At 69.0% G+C, this 18,735-nt stretch carries 25 protein-coding genes; 4 read left to right on the forward strand and 21 right to left on the reverse strand.

Annotated elements, in window-relative coordinates; genetic code table 11:
• Positions 1-53 precede the first annotated feature (53 nt).
• Positions 54-734: an RDD family protein gene (locus ABD330_RS26040; RefSeq protein WP_344468432.1), complete on the reverse strand. Its 681-nt coding sequence runs from the start codon at positions 732-734 to the stop codon at positions 54-56.
• A 158-nt stretch (positions 735-892) separates the two neighbouring features.
• Here ABD330_RS26040 and ABD330_RS26045 point away from each other — a divergent pair, with 158 nt between their 5' ends.
• Positions 893-1,555 carry an HAD-IA family hydrolase gene (locus ABD330_RS26045; RefSeq protein ID WP_344468433.1) on the forward strand — a complete coding sequence of 221 codons (663 nt, stop codon included), beginning with the start codon at positions 893-895 and terminating at the stop codon, positions 1,553-1,555.
• Between the two features lie 797 nt (positions 1,556-2,352).
• Here the strand turns inward: ABD330_RS26045 and ABD330_RS26050 are convergent.
• From ABD330_RS26050 to ABD330_RS26140, 19 genes are all read right to left on the reverse strand, one after another.
• The gene (locus ABD330_RS26050) at positions 2,353-3,030 is read right to left on the reverse strand and encodes a hypothetical protein (protein ID WP_344468434.1); all 678 of its coding nucleotides are present in this window, start codon (positions 3,028-3,030) and stop codon (positions 2,353-2,355) included.
• Between the two features lie 142 nt (positions 3,031-3,172).
• Positions 3,173-4,219 (reverse strand): N-6 DNA methylase, encoded by a 1,047-nt coding sequence (locus ABD330_RS26055; RefSeq protein WP_344468435.1) that lies wholly within the window; start codon positions 4,217-4,219, stop codon positions 3,173-3,175.
• Complete coding sequence (locus ABD330_RS26060; protein WP_344468436.1) at positions 4,219-4,842, reverse strand: hypothetical protein; 624 nt, start codon at positions 4,840-4,842, stop codon at positions 4,219-4,221. The genes ABD330_RS26055 and ABD330_RS26060 overlap by 1 nt, the downstream gene beginning before the upstream one ends.
• Positions 4,843-4,899: 57 nt before the next feature.
• Positions 4,900-5,244: a hypothetical protein gene (locus tag ABD330_RS26065; RefSeq protein ID WP_344468437.1), complete on the reverse strand. Its 345-nt coding sequence runs from the start codon at positions 5,242-5,244 to the stop codon at positions 4,900-4,902.
• A gap of 2 nt (positions 5,245-5,246) precedes the next feature.
• Positions 5,247-5,687: a hypothetical protein gene (locus ABD330_RS26070; protein ID WP_344468438.1), complete on the reverse strand. Its 441-nt coding sequence runs from the start codon at positions 5,685-5,687 to the stop codon at positions 5,247-5,249.
• A 53-nt stretch (positions 5,688-5,740) separates the two neighbouring features.
• Complete coding sequence (locus tag ABD330_RS26075; protein ID WP_344468439.1) at positions 5,741-6,013, reverse strand: hypothetical protein; 273 nt, start codon at positions 6,011-6,013, stop codon at positions 5,741-5,743.
• Positions 6,013-7,521, reverse strand: coding sequence for a DNA cytosine methyltransferase (locus tag ABD330_RS26080; RefSeq protein ID WP_344468440.1), 1,509 nt, complete (start codon positions 7,519-7,521; stop codon positions 6,013-6,015). Before ABD330_RS26080 ends, ABD330_RS26075 begins: the two co-directional genes overlap by 1 nt.
• A 180-nt stretch (positions 7,522-7,701) precedes the next feature.
• A complete protein-coding gene (locus tag ABD330_RS26085) occupies positions 7,702-7,893 on the reverse strand; it encodes a hypothetical protein (RefSeq protein WP_344468441.1) in 192 nt (63 codons plus the stop codon).
• On the reverse strand, positions 7,886-8,548 hold the full coding sequence (locus ABD330_RS26090) for a hypothetical protein (RefSeq protein ID WP_344468442.1): 663 nt from the start codon (positions 8,546-8,548) through the stop codon (positions 7,886-7,888). The genes ABD330_RS26085 and ABD330_RS26090 overlap by 8 nt, the downstream gene beginning before the upstream one ends.
• A gap of 92 nt (positions 8,549-8,640) precedes the next feature.
• A complete protein-coding gene (locus ABD330_RS26095; protein ID WP_344468443.1) occupies positions 8,641-9,030 on the reverse strand; it encodes a hypothetical protein in 390 nt (129 codons plus the stop codon).
• Between the two features lie 105 nt (positions 9,031-9,135).
• Positions 9,136-10,059 (reverse strand): hypothetical protein, encoded by a 924-nt coding sequence (locus tag ABD330_RS26100; protein ID WP_344468444.1) that lies wholly within the window; start codon positions 10,057-10,059, stop codon positions 9,136-9,138.
• Between the two features lie 52 nt (positions 10,060-10,111).
• Entirely contained in the window at positions 10,112-11,242 is a 1,131-nt protein-coding gene (locus tag ABD330_RS26105; protein ID WP_344468445.1) for a PD-(D/E)XK nuclease family protein, read from the reverse strand.
• Positions 11,243-11,303: 61 nt separating this feature from the next.
• Positions 11,304-12,425: an AAA family ATPase gene (locus ABD330_RS26110; RefSeq protein WP_344468446.1), complete on the reverse strand. Its 1,122-nt coding sequence runs from the start codon at positions 12,423-12,425 to the stop codon at positions 11,304-11,306.
• A 31-nt stretch (positions 12,426-12,456) separates the two neighbouring features.
• On the reverse strand, positions 12,457-12,807 hold the full coding sequence (locus tag ABD330_RS26115) for a hypothetical protein (RefSeq protein ID WP_344468447.1): 351 nt from the start codon (positions 12,805-12,807) through the stop codon (positions 12,457-12,459).
• A 75-nt stretch (positions 12,808-12,882) separates the two neighbouring features.
• Positions 12,883-13,140: a hypothetical protein gene (locus ABD330_RS26120; RefSeq protein WP_344468448.1), complete on the reverse strand. Its 258-nt coding sequence runs from the start codon at positions 13,138-13,140 to the stop codon at positions 12,883-12,885.
• A gap of 74 nt (positions 13,141-13,214) precedes the next feature.
• Positions 13,215-13,832 carry a hypothetical protein gene (locus ABD330_RS26125; protein ID WP_344468449.1) on the reverse strand — a complete coding sequence of 206 codons (618 nt, stop codon included), beginning with the start codon at positions 13,830-13,832 and terminating at the stop codon, positions 13,215-13,217.
• A 293-nt stretch (positions 13,833-14,125) separates the two neighbouring features.
• Positions 14,126-14,380: a hypothetical protein gene (locus ABD330_RS26130; RefSeq protein ID WP_344468450.1), complete on the reverse strand. Its 255-nt coding sequence runs from the start codon at positions 14,378-14,380 to the stop codon at positions 14,126-14,128.
• Between the two features lie 139 nt (positions 14,381-14,519).
• Entirely contained in the window at positions 14,520-15,290 is a 771-nt protein-coding gene (locus ABD330_RS26135; RefSeq protein ID WP_344468451.1) for a peptidoglycan recognition protein family protein, read from the reverse strand.
• A 60-nt stretch (positions 15,291-15,350) separates the two neighbouring features.
• Positions 15,351-15,710: a hypothetical protein gene (locus ABD330_RS26140; RefSeq protein WP_344468452.1), complete on the reverse strand. Its 360-nt coding sequence runs from the start codon at positions 15,708-15,710 to the stop codon at positions 15,351-15,353.
• 609 nt (positions 15,711-16,319) lie between these two features.
• Between ABD330_RS26140 and ABD330_RS26145 the strand changes: the two genes are divergently transcribed.
• The 3 genes from ABD330_RS26145 to ABD330_RS26155 all read left to right on the forward strand — a co-directional run bounded on the left by ABD330_RS26145 (position 16,320) and on the right by ABD330_RS26155 (position 17,630).
• Positions 16,320-16,739, forward strand: coding sequence for a hypothetical protein (locus ABD330_RS26145; protein WP_344468453.1), 420 nt, complete (start codon positions 16,320-16,322; stop codon positions 16,737-16,739).
• 266 nt (positions 16,740-17,005) lie between these two features.
• Positions 17,006-17,137 (forward strand): hypothetical protein, encoded by a 132-nt coding sequence (locus ABD330_RS26150; RefSeq protein ID WP_344468454.1) that lies wholly within the window; start codon positions 17,006-17,008, stop codon positions 17,135-17,137.
• Positions 17,138-17,147: 10 nt separating this feature from the next.
• Entirely contained in the window at positions 17,148-17,630 is a 483-nt protein-coding gene (locus tag ABD330_RS26155; RefSeq protein ID WP_344468455.1) for an LppU/SCO3897 family protein, read from the forward strand.
• 247 nt (positions 17,631-17,877) lie between these two features.
• Here ABD330_RS26155 and ABD330_RS32550 read toward each other — a convergent pair whose 3' ends face one another.
• Positions 17,878-18,543: an HNH endonuclease gene (locus ABD330_RS32550; protein ID WP_425555640.1), complete on the reverse strand. Its 666-nt coding sequence runs from the start codon at positions 18,541-18,543 to the stop codon at positions 17,878-17,880.
• Positions 18,544-18,735: the final 192 nt, after the last annotated feature.

Genomic DNA, 18,735 nt, shown 5'->3' on the forward strand with positions numbered 1-18,735 from the left:
GGGGAGATCAACCGATCGGTTGATGCGGTCCCGGGTGCCGGGTCGTCGAGGTGTCAGCTCTCCTTGACGACCACGGTCTTGCCCGCCTTGTCGTGCAGGCACTGCTGCAGCGGCTTGTCCCACAGCTGCCACAGGACGTCGACCAGCGAGAACAGGCTGCCCACCAGGTAGAGGGCCTGCGGCCCGGCGAAGACCGCCGCGCGGGTCCAGTACTCCGCGTCGGTGGGCCGGCCGCCGTTGCCGAGCGCGACGACCCGGATCTTCATCGCCTTCTTGCCGATGGTCTGGCCGTTCTGCGTGATCGTCATGCCGGCCTCGTAACCGAGGATCAGCACGGCCACCACCACGTAGTACAGGAACGGGTTGACCGCCATGACGACCGAGCCGACCACGATGAGCGGTATCAGCAGCACCGCGGTGTCGATCAGCCTGGCCAGGAACCGGTCACCGGGCGAGGCCAGCACCCGGCTCCCCGGCGCGGGCGGGCCGCCGTAGGGGGACGCCGGGGCGAGCCACGGCGGCAGCGGCTGCTGCGGCGGGGCGTACGGGGGCTGCTGCCCGTAGGGGGGCTGCTGCTGGTGAGGAGGCTGCTGCTGGAAGGGCTGGTCGTACGGGCTCTGCGGCGGCGGTGGCCCGTAGCCCGGCTGACCGTACGAGCCTTGCGGCGCCTGGCCGTAAGGATTCTGCTGCGGGCCGTCCGACTGCCCCTGACCATACGGTTCGTTTGTGCTCATGCCCCCGACTCGATTTCATGTCCGGGCGATCACCTGCGATCGCGGGGTTGACTCCCGCCCACAGGGTCCACAGGGCAATGGATCTTGTCAACACTTCTGTCCGGAGAGAGGATGGCGGGCCTGCGAACATTCCGTGCCCGTTCCGCCGAGGAGTTCCGATGACGCCCCTGGTCCCCCCGGCAAGCCGGCCCGCTGACGACTCATCGGGCAAAGCCCTCCCCTTCGACGCCGTGCTCTGCGACATCGACGGCGTGCTGCGGCACTGGCCCGCCGTCGACGCGATCGAACAGGCCCACGGCTTCGACCCGGGCGCGCTCGCGGCGGCGGCCTTCGCACCGGCCCGGCTGCTCCCGGCGGTCACCGGCGCGGTCGCCGACGAGGAGTGGCGCGCGGGGGTGGCGGCGGACCTCGCCGCCGCGCACGGGTCCGCCGACCGGGCGGCCGCCCTCGTCGCCGCCTGGTCCGAGGTCCTCCCCCGGGTCGACCCGGAGGCGGCCGGCCTGCTCACCCTGGCCCGCGCGACGGTCACGGTCGGGCTGCTCTCCAACGGGACCACCCGGCTGGAACGGGACCTCGCCGCACAGGGACTGGACACCCTCGCCCACACCGTCGTGAACACCGCCCGGATCGGCGTCGCCAAACCCGACCCCCGCGCCTACCTGACCGCCGCCCAGCTGGTCGGAGCCGACCCCGGGCGCTGCCTCTTCGTCGACGACACCCCCGCCAACGTCACGGCCGCCCGCGAGACCGGCATGACCGCCGTCCACTACCGGGGCCCCGAAGACCTCCGCGCGGCCCTGGCGCCCCTGTTTCCCGGCTGAGCGAGCACACCGCCCCATGAGGGGGAATTCGCCTCGGGCGCCGTGTTCTGACGTGTCGTCACCGGGGAGCGGCCGACGGAGGAAGTGATCCGACCCGCGATCCGGCGGGTCTGCGGCGCCACGGGCGCATGGATGTCGCGCGAGGACGGCCGGGGACCTGCATTCGGTCCGGCCGGGAGTCGGGAAGCGTCGGGCGCTGCCCTGGGGCCGGTGCACCGTCAGCCGGTTCACCGGGCGTTCCCATCCGGGTGAATCTCGGCCTGTCAGCGGTTCGCCGGGCGCTGCCTGCTCTAGAGTTTTCAGCAGGTGGGCCCTTGTTCTGCGGAGTGGGGCGGGTGGGACTCGAACCCACGACCCAGGGATTATGAGTCATCAAGTCACCCGCCCTACTGTGCTTCAGGCTGCACCGAATTGCACTCCGCCGCAGGTCAGCTGAGTGATAGCTGATTCATGCTGCACCCCCTTGCGCCGGGTTGCACCACCCCGTCGTTTACCTGACGTTTCCACCAGACGGCATCTTGAGGTGCGCCGAAGCACTTTCGGGGCCGTGACCTGGGCCTCTGCGATGTCGCGGAAGTAGGGCACAGGGATTTCCCTTCCCAACGAAAGCGGCTCCGTCCCCACTACTCGGGGACGGAGCCGCTTCCCGCAACCGGCGGGTCGATGTCTGGCTTCAGAGTACCGATCAGGTGGCCTCGCTGGACAGCCCTGCTACCTGAGACCGCTCGCTAGTGCCCTACTGATGAGCCCGGCGCTTGGGCGGGCCGGGGACGCGGCTGGCGGCCCCGGCGGTGCTGTCAGGTGGTGGCGGGCGCCTGCTTGGTGCGCTTGGCGCTGGGCTTGGGCGGGTCGGCCTTCGCGGTGGCTGCCTTGTGGGCCTGGTTGGTCTCGGCTGGCGCCGGGGTGGCGTCTGCTGTCGGTTTCGTCGTGCGCTGGCGCGGCGATCGGGCGGGCTTCTTCGGCGCGGCCGGGGTGTTGGGTTCGGTCGGCGCTTCGGGGTTGAGCGTGATGGGGGCTTCTGGCTGGACCGTGGCTTCGGGGCCCGGCTGCTCTGCTGCCTCGGCGGCGTCGAGCCAGGGGCGGTGTCCGACGGCGAGTGGCTTGTGGTGGCAGGCCGGGAAGAGGGCTTCGTCGAGCAGGGCGATGATCGCGGCCGGTACGTCATTGGTGATCTCGTTGAGGCGCAGGACGGCGTGGTAGTGGTGGTCTTCTTGGAGGCGCTGGGCGAGGTGCTGGGCGTGTTCGTTGTGGGCGGCCTGGTTGGCGTCGTCGGGGAGTTCGGGGGCGGGGAATCCGGTGACCCAGAGCTGGAGGGTGAGGCCGTGGGTGCGGGTGAGGATGCCGGCACGGCGGCCGTCAGGCCCGCTGAGCGTGACGCCGTTGGTGCCGAGGTTTGCGTTGACGGTCCAGTGGTCGCCGAGGAGGGCGGCCGTGGCTTGGGAGAGGGCGGGGAGGTCGGTAGCGTGGATCTTCATCTGTTCTCCAAAGAGGTCCGGGGGTGGGCCCGGCGATCCAACGCCGGGCCCGGGGGCGCAAAGGGACTCTTTATGACTTAATTCTATACGCATTCTGGATAAGGGTCCGCTCGCTCCGGAGAGTTTCCGCAGGCCAGATCCCCTAAGCAGCGATCGACTGCCGCTGCAAACCTTGAATGGCCGCGCCCATCTTCGCTATCCGGACGTACTGGTTCCGATGCTCGATCACCTGGGCGCGCCGCTTGGCGGCACGTTGGGGGCCGTCACCCTCGGCGAGAGTGTCGCCGCACCAGACCAGGACGTTCGGCCCGAGGTCCCACACGATGGCGTTGACGGCACACAGCGAGGCGGCGATCGGGTCGACGTCGGTCATGGACCAGAGGAAGTCGGCGGGGCTGCGGCCGGCATCCCGGAGAGCCTGGGCCACCGCGCGGTGCAGGCCGCCGGAGCCTGCTGCCGGGTCGTCGATGGACCGGCCCGGCTGCCAGTCAGTGCCGTCGAGCACCATGCGGGCCATGAGCTCGGCCAGCTCCGGCGGCGTGTGGATTTCGGCCAGGTTTTCGCTCTGACCTGGGGAGCGGAAGGCGGTCAGGAGAAAGCCGAACACGTCGGTGGTGGAGCGGAAGTACGGATCTTCGTCGCCCAGCAGGTCGAGCAGTCCGGCATTGAGGGCGGCTCGGACGACAGCCCTGACCGGGGTGGCGTGGTCGCCGCTGGTCTTCTCGTCGGTCAGCCACTCATGAACGGGGCGTGCGCATTCGATCAGGTCGGGGCGGGAGATCCAGGAGCGAGCGAAGGATTCCTCAAGCGCCTTGAGGGTGTCGGTGCCGCTGAGGGTACGCCACCAGTCGGCGACATACGGGGCGACGGTGCTGCCCTTCGCAGGCCACAAGGCGACGCCTGCGACGGCTCCGATGGCGATCTCGAACCGGTTGGTGCCGCCTGCCTTCCACCAGGCGGAGGTGACCGCCTCGGCAAGTCTCAAGGCTGCGGCGTGTGGGTTTGCCGGGGGGTGGATGTAGCGGCGTCGGCCGGGGGTGCGCGGGGCATTGGCTGCTCCGTTGGCGTGCGCCGATTCGCCGGCGTCGGCCGTGGCGGCTTCGGGGGTGGCCTTTGGCGGTTTCACGCGCTTGCGGATGTTGAGGGACGGCCGATTCTCCGGCGGCTGGTTGAACAGGTCGAACTGCATCAGCTGTCTCCCCCCTGACCTCCGGTTGCGAGGAGCGCGCGGGCGGTGAGGAGTGCCCCGGTCAGGGTTGGCGACTCGACGGTCACATCGAAGAAGCCGCTGGCCCACATGTCCGCTTCGAGTTCGGGCTGCTCCTCCTCTTCCGGCACGGCGGCGAGCAGGAGCAGCGGGGAGGCGTCGCGGTCTCGGTAGACGACGCGCCAGGTGCGGAGAGGGCCTGCGCCGGCGTCGGCTGGCTCAAGGGCCCAGGCGTAGTCGGCCTTGTGGATGTAGTGGTCGCCGTCTGTGCCGAGGAGGGTGAGGTGGGTGGGGTTGAGGATGTAGATCCACGGGTGGAGCGCGGGGTCGGCGCTGCGGTGGGTGATGGTCTCGGCGGGCATGTCGCTCTGGTGGCAGAGGCATTCGCCCTGGTCTCCCTTGGCGGAGGGGATGGTCAGCCAGCCGCCCGGGTGGCTGTCGATGAGGTGGTCGGTGACTGCCCCTACGTCGCCTTGGTGGGTGGTGCGGACGAGGTGCATGAGGTCGGGGATTCGCAGGACGGGCAGCCCGTCGAAGTGGACGTAGCGGCCGGTGTAGCCGTCTGGGGTGGGGTGGGCGACGACGGATCGGATCGGGAGGCGCATTGGTGCTCCTGTGCGTTGGGGGGGCGCGGCCGCCGAGTGGCGGCCGGGCGGGTTTGGTCAGGTGAAGTGGCGGTTGATGCGGCGGGTGATCTCGTTGGCGACGGTTCGGAGGTGGCGGCGGTCGCCGTGGTGGAGGAGCGCGTGCTTGAGGGCGAGGGGGTAGCAGGCGTGCATGACGAGGTCGGCGTATTGGGTGAGGGTGAAGGCGTTGAGTTCGTCGGGGCGCAGGGCCCAGGCCGTGATGGTGGCGCTGTTGACGAGGTATTCGGCTTGATCGCGGGGGGCGGTCCGGTAGGGGTGGGCGGTGAGGAGGGTTGCGACGGCTCGGTGGTGGTGGTCCGGGAGGGGGCGGTTGAGCGTGGCCTGCTGCACGGTGGGCCTTTCGAGTGGCGGTGGGGTCAAGCTCATCCTTCGGTGGTCAAGGTTGATGCGGTGAGCTGGAGTTGGACGGGCTCGGTGCCGCTGTTCTTGAGCGCGCGGCAGTCGTCGCAGTACCGCTCTCCGCGGGTGTAGTGCTCGTCGATGCCTCGCGAAGTGCCGCAGATGTCACGGGCGTTCAGTGGTAGCGGCAGCTCCCGGTCGTCGGCACCGTCGACGGTGGCGATGACATCCCCGCCGAACCAGATCCGGCCGCCGGCCACGCCGTCGAACTTCGATGGCCTGGGCCGCACTTGGTAGATGCAGCGGGCACGGACCGGGCAGGGCCCGCAGGTGGGCAGCAGGTTCAGGCAGAGCTTCAGGAGGCTGCTGCGGTCCGAGTACCGGCGCTCACTCGGTGCGAAGGCGAGGTTGCGGTAGCAGACCGGCATGAAGGCTTCGGTGGCAGGCAGCGCGGAGTACGCCATGGATCAGGTCCTTTCGGGCCCGCCCCGCAGGTTCGGCGGGGCGGGCGGGGATGTCAGCGGCGCGAGCGGCGGTCGAGCGGGTGGCGGCGGTCGGCCAGGCGGCGGGGCAGCGGGACCAGCCGGATGTGCCAGTCGGGGTTCCAGCAGCCGCACGGTGTCCAGGCGTCCCAGTGGTAGCCGCTGAGCCATCCGCCGTCGCCGTGGCACCGTCGGCAGTGCCGGTCCGGGCTGTCGGTGACGATGAGCACGGGCTGCGGGTCGTCCAGGGTGACGATGCGCAGCCGCCGCAGCAGTTGGGCCCGGCGGAGGATGTGGGGGAAGGTCATCACAGCACCGCCTGGAGGCGTTCGCCGATGAAGCGGGCGACGTTCACACTGACGGCGTTGCCGGCCTGCATGGTCTGGGCCGCTGAGTCGCCGAAGACGATGTAGTTCGCCGGGAACCGCTGTCCGAGGAGCTGTTCACGGGGTTGCAGCATGCGGAAGTGGCAGTCTTCTATGGCGGGCGCCGAGCGGACTACGGCGGCCGAGGCCTTCGTGCTCAGCGTGTGGAAGGGGTGTCCGGCGGTTCGGGTGGCCGCCTTGCGGTAGGGGATCACGAGGGTGTTCCGGTAGGGGGCTGCGATCCGCTGCCCTGGCACGACCAGGCCGTGGTGGTTGCCCTGTGCGGTGACGCTGGCGAGGGGCGAGCTGATCCGGCTTGCGGTGGAGTGGTTGCGGTACTCCACGATGTACGGCTCGGGCATTGCCACGAGGGCTTCGCTCTCGCGGGTGGTCCGCGCGCGGAACGGAGCGTCGGTGCGGGCCGTGTCGGTGTTCCAGCTGCCGCCGGCTGGCACCAGCAGGGCTTCTCCCTGCTTGGTCGAGCGGGTCGGTAGGGGGCGAGCGGTGGGGTCGAAGGCCCGCGCGTCGCCGTCCTTGCCGTGGGTGATGGTCAGGGCGCTCGGCTGGTGGGGGTACATCTCTAGTCCGGCCTGGATGCGGGCCGTTGTGGTGGAGGCCAGGGGCCTGCTCCGTTCTCCGATCCGGGTGCCGATGTCGTTCCAGTTGATGACTGCGGCGGCTGGGCGCACGTAGGGTTCGACGATCGCCCGCCGGCACCGGCTGTTGGGGCATCGGTAGTCGTACTGGACGCCGTAGCGTCCGGCCTTCGTCTTCGGGTCGCGCCAGCTCTGGCGGGCCCTGATGTTCTTGTCGCACTGGAAGCACCAGGCCCACGGGCGTGGAGCGAGGTCGGGTTTGCGGGCTCCCTTGGGAGTGAAGACCACGTAGACCCGGTCGCGCCATTGCGGCGCGGGCGCGTTGTGGTCATCGCCGATGTGGGCCGAGTTGAGGCTGACGATCTGGTGCTGGAGGCCGAGGTCGGCCATTGCGGAGACGTAGGCGCGGAACAGGGGCCACCTGGTGACGAAGTCCGGCACGTTCTCGATGACGACGAACTTGAAGCTCCCGGCGCGGGCCTCGACGGCCCTGACGGTGCACCAGGCTGTGACGCGGGTCTTCTCGAACGCCTCCTTCGGGAGGTGCTTGATCCCGTCGTCGTCCTCGTCCCACAGTCCAAGCTGGTTGTCCGGCGGCTCGGTGGCGTTGCCGCCGGCCGGGCTGAGTTCGGTGCAGATGGGGCTGGCCCATAGGCCGTCGGCCTTCGGCAGGTAGCGCATCCGCATGTCGGCGACATCGCTGAGCAGGTGGTCGGCGTTGGGGTGGTTGGCGGCGTGGGTCTGGAGGGCGAGGCTCCAGTGATTCACGCCGAGGAGCAGCTCCATCCCGGACTCGACGAGGCCGGTGCTGCTGCCTCCGGCGCCGCAGAGGAAGTCGATGACTTTCAGGGCCATGGTGGTGATCTCTCTCCAAGAGGTCGGGGGTGCCCGGCCCGGGTGGTGGGTCGGGCGGGGTGTTTCAGCGGTGGCGGCCTGTTCGGCGGCGTCGGCGCTCCGTCAGGAAGTCGTCGATGGCCAGTGCCGCCCAGATGAGTGCGCCGAGTCCGGCAAGGCCGAGTAAGGCGAGGTCGGCGGTCACGGCCGCCTCGCGTTCGCCGGGCAGGTCCGGGCGCCGGTGAGGCGGGCCAGGTTGATCAGCAGGCCGCGCGAGTCGTTGATGCGGCGCGCTTCGGTGATGGCGTCCACGATCTCCGCGCGCTCCGCGTCGGTGGTCGGGTGGGCGATCACGCAGTGGCAGCGGCGGGCCGGGGTCGTGGGGTCAGCCACGGTCGGTGTCCGTGCTGGTTGCGAACTCGGCGGCGGTCACACCGAGGTGCAGCAGGGCGTCGCCGCGCATCCAGACGCTCCTGGGCCACTCGCGGCTGGGGTGGATGTAGATCCGGTGCCAGCCGTCCTCGGGCAGGCTCTGGTGGTGCACGTCGTAGGCCTGCGCCGCGTACTCGCGCTCGACGTACGGGCGCAGTACCGGGGAGCGGGGGGTCCCGTCGGCCGTGATGTGCTGGAACCTGAGCGCGACCGGCTGGAAGGCGGCGCGCCACGGCTCCGTCAGGCCGCGGGCGAGGAGGTAGGCGTCGACGGCGGCGAAGAGCGGTGAGCGGAGCTGGCTGTTGAGCAGGTCGCTGCCGGCGAACGTCGAGTCGTAGATGAGGTCGGAGATGGTCGGGTTGTCGTCGTGGTGGCGGCAGACGCGCCAGCCCTTCACGTCGTGGGGGTTGCTGGGCAGAGCCTCGTCGCTGGCGATGGACAGGTGGCTGCCGTCCGGTAGGGCGGCGTGGATGTAGTACGCGCCACCGCAGGTTTCGAAGTCGGTGACGAAGCCGCGCTCGCGCAGGGGTCGGATGATGTGGCTGTAGTTCTCGAACAGGCGGAGCCAGTAGGGGTCGTTGATCCGGCGGTGGTCGGGCATGGGTGCGAGGCTCACGGTGGTCTCCAAAAGGTCGGTCTGGGTGCAACTTGCGTTAGGTTGTCGCCTACTTTTGGTCGGGCGGGTCGGGTACGCCCGGCCCGGTGGTGCTATGCGGCCCGGTGGGCGCCGGCGGCGAGGCGGTCGGCGTAGGCGGTGGCGACCTCGGCGATCCGGTGGGCTTCGGCGGCGATCCGGCGGGCCTGCTGGATGGCGTGGACGCCTTGGCGGCTGTCGAGCGTCGTGACGCCGTGGCCGAGCGATTCGATGAGCCGGACGGCTCTGTCGTCCAGCGCGCGTTCGGCATGCCCGAGGTCGTCGAGGTCGCATTCCCTTCGGACCCGGTCGCGCAGGTCGGCGATCTCGGCGAGGGCCTCGCCCACAGCCTCGTCATCGTCGAGCCGCTCGGCGAGGTCGAGGAGGAAGGGTACGAGCTCGCCAGTGTGGCCCAGTGTCAGAACTCCGCCCACGCCGCTCCCGAGCGTTGGCAGGTACGTCATGCGCTTCCTCCGATCTTCCGAGCGAGACCCTCTCGCTTATGTCTTAATTCTATACGCTTAAGATCATCCGATCCACCTTCTCCTAGAACGTCATAAAGTTGCTACCTACTTTTGGAGCCTGCCGCGGGCCTTTGCGACCACCGCGCGCGCCTCCTGCCGAGCCGCCTGGAGTGCCTGAGCACCCCTCTGCGCCTGGTTGCGACGCTGCTCCGCCTCCGAGTGCCAGTCCTGCCAGAACTGGCCCTCCTGAGCCCGTGCAGCCTCCTTCCGCGCCACGTCCTGCTTCGCGAGCTGAGCCCTCGGGCTGGTGCCGCACGCCCGGCAGTTCCCCGCGGCCTTTCGGTGCGCCGGGCAGCCCTCCAGCTGCGCAGCGGACGACGGATCGTCATCTCCAGCTGCGGGAGCGGGCCCCCCTGTGGCGCCAGCCACGGGGGTAGGGGGGAAAGGAAAGGAAGAGGCAGGGGAAGGAAAGGAAGGGGTTCCCGCAGGGGAACCTGCTGGGTTCCCCTGCGGGAACCTGATGGGTTCCCCCGGGGGAACCTGTTCTCCCTCCGGCACTGGGTTCCCCTGGGGGAACCCATCCGCTGCAGAGACCATCTCGGCCGGCGTCTCCTTGCCCATCAGGTCCAGGTAGGTGCGCGCCGCCTTCGACGGTGCGGCCCTCTTCACTCCCTTCCGGGCGAGATTCGGGTTCTTCGGCGCCTTGTTCGCCACCAGCCGCTGCGCCCTCAGGTCGTCGGCCTTCGGCATCTCCGGCACCGCCAGCGGGAAGACCCGGTACACCGCTGCCCTTCCCGGGCGCCCGACCTCGACCCGCTCCACCAGGCCCTTGGCGACCAGCTCGGTGATGATCGTCGTGCACCGCTTCTCGCCGACGCCTACCCACGCGACCATCCGGTTCATGCCCGGCCGCGACAGGCGGGTCTCGTCATCGGCGGAGTCGGCGAGCTTCTGCATCATGAGCTTCTGCGTCGGGTTGACCAGGTCCTTCGGCAGGTAGCTGGCCAGGATCATCAGGTGGATGGACACTGCGGGTTCCCCTCGGTGGTGCTCGGGCGTGCGCGCTGGACCGGATGGGGGATCACTCCCGGTACGGCACGATGCGGATGGTCCTCGCGGATGACCTGCCGGTGTCGCGCATCGGCACGGGCAGGCCGGCGGCCTTGAGGATCTTGACCATCCTGGCCAGGTCCTCGGTCTGCGGGACCTTCAGGCCGGCGTCGTCGAAGAGCTCGATCATCTTCGCCAGGTCGGGTTCCTCCAGGGGGTTCTCCCCGCCCCACTTCAGGACGTTCGGCCCGTACCGGCCGGCCTTGGATCCGTCGAGCTTCTTACGGGCGAAGTCCTTGACCCGCTTGGCCTCGGCGAAGGGCTTGTGAGCTTCGACGTAGTCGATCAGCGCCTGCTCCACGTCCTTGTCGTCGTGGATCAGCGTTGTCTGCGCAGGGCGGCCCGGCGCCGGTATGCCCCAGCAAGCCGTGGCGAACGGGCAGAAGTCGCACACGGCGTCCAAGTTGGGCCCCATGAAGTCACGGCGGCCGTCCTCCGGACTCTTGGTCTCAGCAACCCGGGTGAGCCACCACCGTGCCTCCTCGGCCCGCTGCGGGTCGAAAGGGATCTCGTACACGTGCTCGTCGCCGTTGTCCCTGCACACGTAACGAAGCCGGATCTGCTGAACGCCGACGGGTCCGAGCCGGGCCAGGACGCGCTGCCCCGTACGGTCTTCGAAGCCCTCCGTCCGCAGCAGGTCGGCGTAGAGGTGGACTTGCCGTAGCTCGGCCTCCGTCGGGCCGTAGCGCAGGACGTCGTCCCACTTCCAGACGGTCTTGGTCTTGATGTCCTCGACGGTGACCACGTCGGCGGTCACCTTGGGTCGCAGCCGGGCGGGCAGGCGCTTGGCTGTGGCCTCGTCGAGCTGGACGATGTCGATGCTTCCCCGGATGGCGGGGTCGGCGACCTTGCGCTCGATGAGCCAGCCGAACTCCGCCTTCGCGGCCTTGGTCAGGCCCTCGTGGGCCATGGTGCCGAGCGCGGCGGACCGGCTGAACACGGTGTCGGTCTTGGGGTGTCCGTGGAGGATGTAGGCGGCTCGGCGCTCGCACACGGTGTCGCTCGCACCGAGCTGGGTTTGCAGGGAGCGGGGCCGGCGGCCGTCCGCCGCCTCGACGGCTGCCCAGATGGACGGCGAGCTGGGTATGACTGCTGTGGACATGGGGTCTCTTCTCCAAGAGGTCATGAAGACCGGGCCGCCCGCTTGGGCGGCCCGGCGGGTGTCAGCTCTCGGCCGGAGGCTCGTCGCCGGCGAACTCCGCGTCGGCGTCCTGCAGCGCGGCGGCGGCCGCGCGCAGCTTCTCCGCGTCGGCGTCCTCCTTGGCAGCGGCGGCGCGTAGCTTCTCGGCCTCGGTCAGCGGCTCGTCGTCCATGTCGCGCTGCGGCTCGGTGAGCTTGCTGAGGCGTCGGCGGATGGCGACGGCGACGATGTCGCCTTCCTGTTCGCCGAGGCCGGACTGCCGGGGGTGCGCGGCGTCCCAGAGCCTCCTGAGCGTGGCCTTGTCCATCGCGGCCTCGACGCGGGCGAGCCACGGCCTTGTCCGGTCGGCGGCCAGCTCCGGCATCACGCGCGGCTGGGACTTGACGGAGCAGCCCATTCGGTTGAAGACCAGGTCCTCGATGGTGAAGTCGGGGATCTGGAGAGGCTTCCGGTCGGGGACCGCCATCCGCAGCGAGCGGACTTTGACGACCTCCACCTCCTGGCCTCGGCGCATTCGTACCCACACCGAGCAGTCGAACGCCAGGTCCTTGTGCCCGACGACCTTCCACTCCCAACGGCCGGTGATGGGGTTTCCGTTGTCGTCGACGCTGCTGACCTGCTTGCCGCGGGCGAGGACAACGACGATGCCTGGGAAGGTCTTCAGGAAGTGCATGACGTCGTTCCAGCGGTCGACCGCGTCGTTCCACAGGAACATAGGCACGTCGACGTCGGCGTCCGGGTCCTGGGCGAGGGCCTTGGAGTTCTTCTTGGTCCGCCGGGCGCGCTCCTGGGTCCAGGTGGTCAGCATCCGCCACAGGGCGCTGACCGAGTCGATCGTCAGCACCACCGGGGGCTGTCCGGCCTGCGCTGCCGTGCGGGCTTCGTAGTAGACAGCCTCGATCTGTTCCCGGATGTCCCGGTACGTGCCGTCGTGCTCGATGATCTCGTACTGGGTGCCGGGCAGAGCGGCGTACTCGTCGGCGGATCCCTCTGCGAGGTCGATCCAGTACATCTGGCCGATGAGCTTGGAGGCGCTGAACTGGGCGGCGCTATAGGTCTTTCCGGCGCCCTCCTCGCCCTCGATGAGGACGAGGGGGAAGGGCACGATGCCGGTGGGCTTCCGGCTTTTGATCTTGGGTGGCACGGTTCTCTCTCCAAGAGGTCGTGTCGGTGGGTCAGGCCGCGCGTAGGGCGCGGACCTCGAACAGCGGCTCCCATTCCGGGTGGCGCTCAAGGAGCAGCCGGACGTAGCGGGAGCGCCAGTTGTTGTTGAGGCGGAACTCGTCGCCCCTGGTGGCCTGGCCGTACCGGTAGCGCAGGAGCTCGAAGAGCATCCCGATGCCGATGCGCTTCCAGCCGCCGCTGACGCACTCGGCGGTTCGGCGTTCGAGCTCGCGGAGAACCCAGGGGTTCAGCTCGTGGAAGGCTTCGAACCGGATTTGGATCGAGGCGTTCGGCTCGTGGTCCGGGAAGACGAGTTGCTCGATGTCCTCCAGGCCCGGAAGGCGCGGCTGGGCGCTGGGCATGACGAATCCCCCCTCAGAAGATAGGCAACCTTGCGTTAAGTTGTCACCTATCTTTGACCTAAAGGATGGGATTGATCAAGGCGCATCGGCGCCGGCGCCACGTCGGCGGGCAGCGTCGGGGCAGTCTGCAGGGTGGTGCTCGGCGCCGCAGCCGCACAGCTGGACCGGGATGCGGTGCTCCACCTCGCGCAGTTCACCCAGGAGGACGGAGGCGCGACGGTGCAACCCTCCACCCCCCCGGACGTGGGTGCCGAGCGCGTCGATGACGACGCGCAGATCCCTCCCCCTGATCGTTGCGACCGGCCCCATGGCCGGCCTGACGTTGATGCGCATAGCCGCCTCCAGCGAGCGGGACCCTCCCGCTTTACGACTTAATTCTATACGCGTTTTGCTGTTGTGTCCAACGCCTACTCGGCCGGTACAGCCTTCTTCGCAGCCCGGCCGCGCGGCAGGATCTTCGATCCGGGGCCGTCGTACGAACCCTCACGCAGCGCGTCCACCACCTCATCGTCGGGCATCCAGATCCGGGCCACTGCCCGGTGCCGTACCCGCTCGGCTTCGGCCGGAGCCCACGGCCGGGCAGTCGGGTCCTTCGCCACGAGTGCGGCCGCCTCCAGGACGGTGTCCAGCAGCCACAGATGGGAACCGGAGAGGCTCCAGTCGCCCGCCGGCCACGCACCGCGCTTCTGCGCCTGCTCGACCAACGTGCCGTGCTCCAGGCCGAAGATCTGCATGACCTCCTGCTGGCCTACGATCACCGGGAGCTCCCCCACGGCGGCGACCCAGGCCGCCGGCTGCTGTGCTTCCACGATCGCCTGGAGAGCGGCTTCGTCGACAGCCTTCGACCGGGTGGTCAGCTCACCGAACCTGCGCACGAAGTCGAGCAGCCAGTACGGAGAGCCCGAGATCACGCGGGCGTAGGAGTAGTCCAGGTTCCCGCGGGTCACCCACTCCGAGACCCGGGCTGCCGTCACCCCGTAGACAGCTCCGAACTCGCTCTTCCCGGCCAGGAGAGGCTTCTTCACCCTGAACACCATCCCATCGTCAACACGGCAAGGCTACGGCTTGATTCTATGCGCACGGATGTTGGTGCGGGTGGGCGAGCGGGCTGATAGCCTGAAGTCCTCCAAGAGGTCAGGCCCCCACTCCATGAGTGGGGGCCTCACCCTTTTGCGCGGTGGCAGCTACATGCTTACGGCCCCTTTCGGCTCGCCCTCTCGAAGGAGGGCCGGTTACTCATGGGCGACGTAGCCATCACATCCGTCCGAACCGGAACGCCGCCGCCATGACGGCGGGCATGCCCGGCGCGTACGGACGATCAACGCGCGGGAAGCTCAGCCTTCCCGCCCGGGTACTGAGGCGGGCGGGCGTAGCCGAGGAGCCAGCCAAACGTCGGGCTGACGTTCTCCTCGGCGAACCGGAACAGTGCGTAGTAGGCGAAGCCGGCGAGCGGGACGAGGACGCCGGACAGGGCGGACGGGTCGAGGTCGAGACCGTACCGGGCCGCCAGGGCGGCCAGCCAGCCGACCAGTGCGGGCACGCCGGTCCTCAGCAGGGACAGGTAGATGTTCACGATCTCCTCTTGGTGGCGGGGTAGTTGGGGTTCAGGGGTGGGCTGCCGGCCGTCGGCGGGGCGGCCGCGATCCGGTGTAGCACGACTCCCGGAGCAGCCGGGGCAGCCGCGGGCCGGGCTCCGGGAAGGTGGGCGCGGGTCAGGTGACGGGGGTGTTCCAGGTGGCGGCCCAGGTGAGCGGCCCGACCACGCCGTCCCCGTCGAGGCCCTTCTCGCGCTGGAACTGGGCGCAGACGGCGGCGGACTTGGGGCCGTACTCGCCGTCGGCGGTGATGCTCCAGCCGCGGTCGGCCATCTTCTGCTGCCAGGTCCGGGCGGCGTCGCTCTCGGTGTAGTCGCGCAGGTACTGGCCCGGCCAGGCGGGGCCGGCGGACTGCGTCGGCGGCGGGGCGGGCACGGAGCCGCCGCCCGGGCGCGGTGCTCCGCGCCGCACCCAGGCGAGCAGCGGTCCGCCGGGGCATTCGGTGGCGTAGCCGTCGCAGTGCCCGAGGATCTCCGGTCCGGCTCCGTGCTGCTGGAGGAGGTCGATGCCGTCGCGGATGGCGCCGAGAAGGGCGTCGGTCGGCTCTGTCAGGCCTTCGGAGCCGATGAGGCCGCACACCGCGTAGTGCGCCCGGTTCAGCGGCTGGTCGCCGTTGGCGGCAGTGCGCTTGCCGATGCCCCGGCCTTCGAAGAGGTAGCCGTGGACGCATGCGAGGTAGGAGTATGCGATGTCGGAGTAGTTCTCGGTCTTGTTGGCGAGGTGGCTCGCCCGGATGTCCTTGACCTCCTGTACGCACAGGGAGTGGTCACCGGCGAGGGCCGGGGAGACGAAGGTCCCCTCATAGTGCACCTTGACGCCCCGGGTGGTGGGCTGGTCGGGTGCGGCGGAATCCGGCCAGCCGAGCTGAGCACGGGTGACGAGCTGCATGGGCGCGTCCTGCTTCTCCCCCGCGCCTTGCGGTATGAACTCTTGCACTTCATAGGGTTGTTACGGGCCCGCGCCCTTGGACAGGAGCCAGAGCTGAACGGCGGTGACGGCCAAGGGGGCGAGGAACGCGCCGACCATCAACCGTCGCCCCGCCAGGGCCTTCGCCTCGGCGTCCTGGCGGGCACGGGCTTCGGCGGCCAGGTCCCGTTCGACCACCGCCACCCGCTGCGTCATAAGCCGCTGGTCGGCCTGGTAGACATCCTTGGTGACGACCTGTTCGAAACGAGCGGCCAGAGCCTGGAGATCACCACGGAGGTCCTCACGGAGCCCGGCGATCCCCGTGCGCTGGTCCTCGCGGAGCTGCGACAGGGCCCGCTGGAGCTCCCACAGGGTGGGCTCAGCGGTCGGCGGGACGGACACGGGTACTCCTCAGGATCGCAGCCCCGCGCCACGCACACCCGATCTTACGGCGTGCCGGCGTCAGCGCCCCACAGGAGACCCGGTACTGACCCACAGAACCAGAGGAACTGGATTGCCCGTCTGCATATTCGGCCCGTCACCATCGAGGCGGAGGCCGCCGCTCCGGAGCAGACAGCCGCGCGCCCTTTATTCGGGAACCTCAAGAAGTACTCAACTCCCTTGTTGTCCTTGGCGAGTTGCCTCACCATACGATGCATGGATGGAGCTGAGGCACACCGCATCATTCGCGCTCAGGAGACACCCGTACGAGCGCGGTGATCTGTCAGACGCGAAGCCTGAATGGCTGCGGCCTTTCCGGCCCGGTAGAAGAGCAGCGAGAGTGAGGTGGGCGGCTGGCGAGCTGACCGACGGATGGATCATGCGGACCGACTCGGGAACCATCGTGGGCTCGCAGCTTGCCCCTGGCCCCCCTTGAAACACCCTGAATTTCCGTCAACTTTGTATGCTTGCAAAGCACTTAGGTGCTGGCATGGCCATACTGTCGCAGCAAGTGCTATGCGGGGGCCCGCGCGGGGAGTCGACACGGGCCACATCAACGGGGAGAACACCGTGGACACAGAACTGAGCACGCTGGCCGGAGTCGCTGCCGCGGCGGTAGTCCAGCAGCTGACCACCAGTGCCTGGGAACAGATCCGCAGCACGGTCGGCGACCTCTGGCGTCGCCGTCACCCCGAGCGGGCCGAGACGGTGCTCGCCGAACTCGACGAAGCCCGGCAAGAAGTCGCCGAGGCCCGCCGGCAGTCCGACGGCCGGAGCGAACAAGCCGTCCTCGACGAGTGGACGAACCGACTGCGACGGCTGCTCGCGGCCGACCCCGGTGCGGCTGGCCAGCTCCGGCAGCTGGTAGAGGCCCTGACAGCATCCGCCTCGACAGCGGGCCAGGCCCCGTCGGTCGTGATGAATGCACGCGCCTCCGGCCACGGCCGGATCAACCAGGCCGCCGGGGACATCCACATCACAGGGCGGTGAGCGATGCCCCCACAGCCCGACCAGGAACCGGACCACTGGCAGGACGACACCGTCAGCTTCCGCCTCGACGCCAGCGCGAGCGAGCACGCACACCTCAACCAGGCCGGCCGCGACCAGCACTTCCACATCACTCTTCCGCTGATCGGCGTGGCGGTGATCGTCGCGGTCCTCGCCGGCCTCTTCTACCAGCCGCTGGGGCAATGGGTGGGCAGTCTCACCGCATCCTCCTCGCCCTCCCCGTCGGCTGCGAAGAACGTCGTCATCCATTGGACCCCGTCCCCGCCTCCGGCGCCCTCTCCGCCTCCGGTGCCGCCCCCGCCTCCGACGCCCCCGCTACCTCCGCCCCCGAGCCCGACTCCACCACCGGAGCCGCCGCCCACACCGTCGCCTCCTCCTGACCCCGTCGACGTGGCCTTCCGTTCTGTCCAAACCGGCGAATGCGTCAGCAACTACCTGACAGGGATGGGGTCATTGTGGAGCAGCGATGTGCCGGTGGTGGTGGACTGCCGCGGCGGCAGCGCCTACTACCGGGTCACCGCGGCGACGACCACCCAAGCAAGCTGCCCGACTCAGTACGGTCAGACGTCCCTCGGCCACACCAACGGCGATCACACCACAACTGTGCTCTGCCTGGCCCGCCAGTTCCAGGTCAACCAGTGCTTCCCCGCGAACACCCCCGACTACCAGAAATATGACGGCTTCCTGGAGGTGGTGACCAACTGCAAGCCCGCACAATTCCCTCCCGGCTCCAACGTCATCATGCAGATCACGGCGGTCATCCCCGCAGGGAACAAATGCCCGCCGCTGCCCGGCTGGCATACCACGTCCTGGGCTGTCCTTGACAAGACGACCCAGATTTGTGTCGCCGCGGTGTGGGCAGTGAAAGGCTAGACCGGTTCGTGCTGATCAAGATGTGCGGGCCCGGGGCGGACGAGACACAGATGCGCCCGGTCGCCGAGGGAGCGGCCGGGCTGGGTGCCCTTCGTAGCCGGGTGGGCGCCGATCCGCAGTTAGGAAACGGCCTAGCCCCAATGCCACTTACTTAGCAGTCCCCGATTGGGCGTTGACCCGACAACACCCATGGGCGACGTCACAGTTACTGGCATCGACGCCAGCCGAGGTCAGGTGACCTCACGGGCTACAACATCGCCCCCGACTCCTGCCCCTCGGCGACCTGGCGCTCGTACTCCGCCCGTACCTTCGCCGACACCCGACAACCGTGCTCGACGCGGTCCGGCCGCCACCTCACGAGTAGAGAGTTGTTCTTGCTCCGGTTGCAGTTGATACAGGCAAGGACCAGGTTCGCCACCTCGTGACGCCCGCCCCGTGTGAGTGGCCGGATGTGGTCCACGTCCCCGTCTGCAGCTGGACGATCACAGTAGACGCACTGCCCTCCGGCGCGAATCTCCGAATACTCCGCCTCGGTGACGCGGTCCCGCGCCTCCGTGCCGAGTATCCGGGCGCGACGCGCGTTGTTATAGGCACGGGACCGGTTAGTCCGGATCTCCGGGGGAACGCTGTGCCACTTGCACGGACCACAACGGCGGTCTCGCCCCCAGAACGGGCTGGAACACTCCACGCAGACCCGGTCCGTTGCTTCACAGCCAGGGCAGATCGTGCGGTTGCCCCAGAAGATCCGGCCGCAATCGGGACATTCTCGGTCCTTCGCCCGACAGCCCGAGCACAGCCGGTTTCCGGCACTGCGGAACTCCCGACCGCAGCCCGCGCACTCTCGGTCCTCGTTCTGGCACCGGTTGCATCGGCTGCGCTTTCCGGTGAAGGCAACTCCACAGCCCGTGCACATCCGTTCGGAGTTCCGACAGGTGTCGCAGTAGTTCGTCGCACCGGTGAACGTCTCCCCGCAGCCCCAGCAGTCCCGTTCGATCTTGCGGCACTGCCACTGAACTTGAATTCGTGATGTCGGCCTGAGGATGGTTCAGCCGTCCATGATCAGGCCGGTGGCGGCGAGGCATCCGTCGATGAGGTGAGGGCGGTA

Source organism: Kitasatospora kazusensis (genome assembly GCF_039529945.1).
GTDB classification, from domain to species: domain Bacteria; phylum Actinomycetota; class Actinomycetes; order Streptomycetales; family Streptomycetaceae; genus Kitasatospora; species Kitasatospora kazusensis.

What these genes read in the sequence shown, in the direction of transcription:
- ABD330_RS26055 (WP_344468435.1), bottom strand. Translation starts at nt 4,219, where the DNA reads ATGCAGTTCGACCTGTTCAACCAGCCGCCGGAGAATCGGCCGTCCCTC.
- ABD330_RS26115 (WP_344468447.1), bottom strand. Translation starts at nt 12,807, where the DNA reads ATGCCCAGCGCCCAGCCGCGCCTTCCGGGCCTGGAGGACATCGAGCAA.
- ABD330_RS26040 (WP_344468432.1), bottom strand. Translation starts at nt 734, where the DNA reads ATGAGCACAAACGAACCGTATGGTCAGGGGCAGTCGGACGGCCCGCAG.
- ABD330_RS26070 (WP_344468438.1), bottom strand. Translation starts at nt 5,687, where the DNA reads ATGGCGTACTCCGCGCTGCCTGCCACCGAAGCCTTCATGCCGGTCTGC.
- ABD330_RS32550 (WP_425555640.1), bottom strand. Translation starts at nt 18,543, where the DNA reads ATGTGCACGGGCTGTGGAGTTGCCTTCACCGGAAAGCGCAGCCGATGC.
- ABD330_RS26120 (WP_344468448.1), bottom strand. Translation starts at nt 13,140, where the DNA reads ATGCGCATCAACGTCAGGCCGGCCATGGGGCCGGTCGCAACGATCAGG.
- ABD330_RS26045 (WP_344468433.1), top strand. Translation starts at nt 893, where the DNA reads ATGACGCCCCTGGTCCCCCCGGCAAGCCGGCCCGCTGACGACTCATCG.
- ABD330_RS26080 (WP_344468440.1), bottom strand. Translation starts at nt 7,521, where the DNA reads ATGGCCCTGAAAGTCATCGACTTCCTCTGCGGCGCCGGAGGCAGCAGC.
- ABD330_RS26050 (WP_344468434.1), bottom strand. Translation starts at nt 3,030, where the DNA reads ATGAAGATCCACGCTACCGACCTCCCCGCCCTCTCCCAAGCCACGGCC.
- ABD330_RS26095 (WP_344468443.1), bottom strand. Translation starts at nt 9,030, where the DNA reads ATGACGTACCTGCCAACGCTCGGGAGCGGCGTGGGCGGAGTTCTGACA.
- ABD330_RS26060 (WP_344468436.1), bottom strand. Translation starts at nt 4,842, where the DNA reads ATGCGCCTCCCGATCCGATCCGTCGTCGCCCACCCCACCCCAGACGGC.
- ABD330_RS26075 (WP_344468439.1), bottom strand. Translation starts at nt 6,013, where the DNA reads ATGACCTTCCCCCACATCCTCCGCCGGGCCCAACTGCTGCGGCGGCTG.
- ABD330_RS26135 (WP_344468451.1), bottom strand. Translation starts at nt 15,290, where the DNA reads ATGCAGCTCGTCACCCGTGCTCAGCTCGGCTGGCCGGATTCCGCCGCA.
- ABD330_RS26105 (WP_344468445.1), bottom strand. Translation starts at nt 11,242, where the DNA reads ATGTCCACAGCAGTCATACCCAGCTCGCCGTCCATCTGGGCAGCCGTC.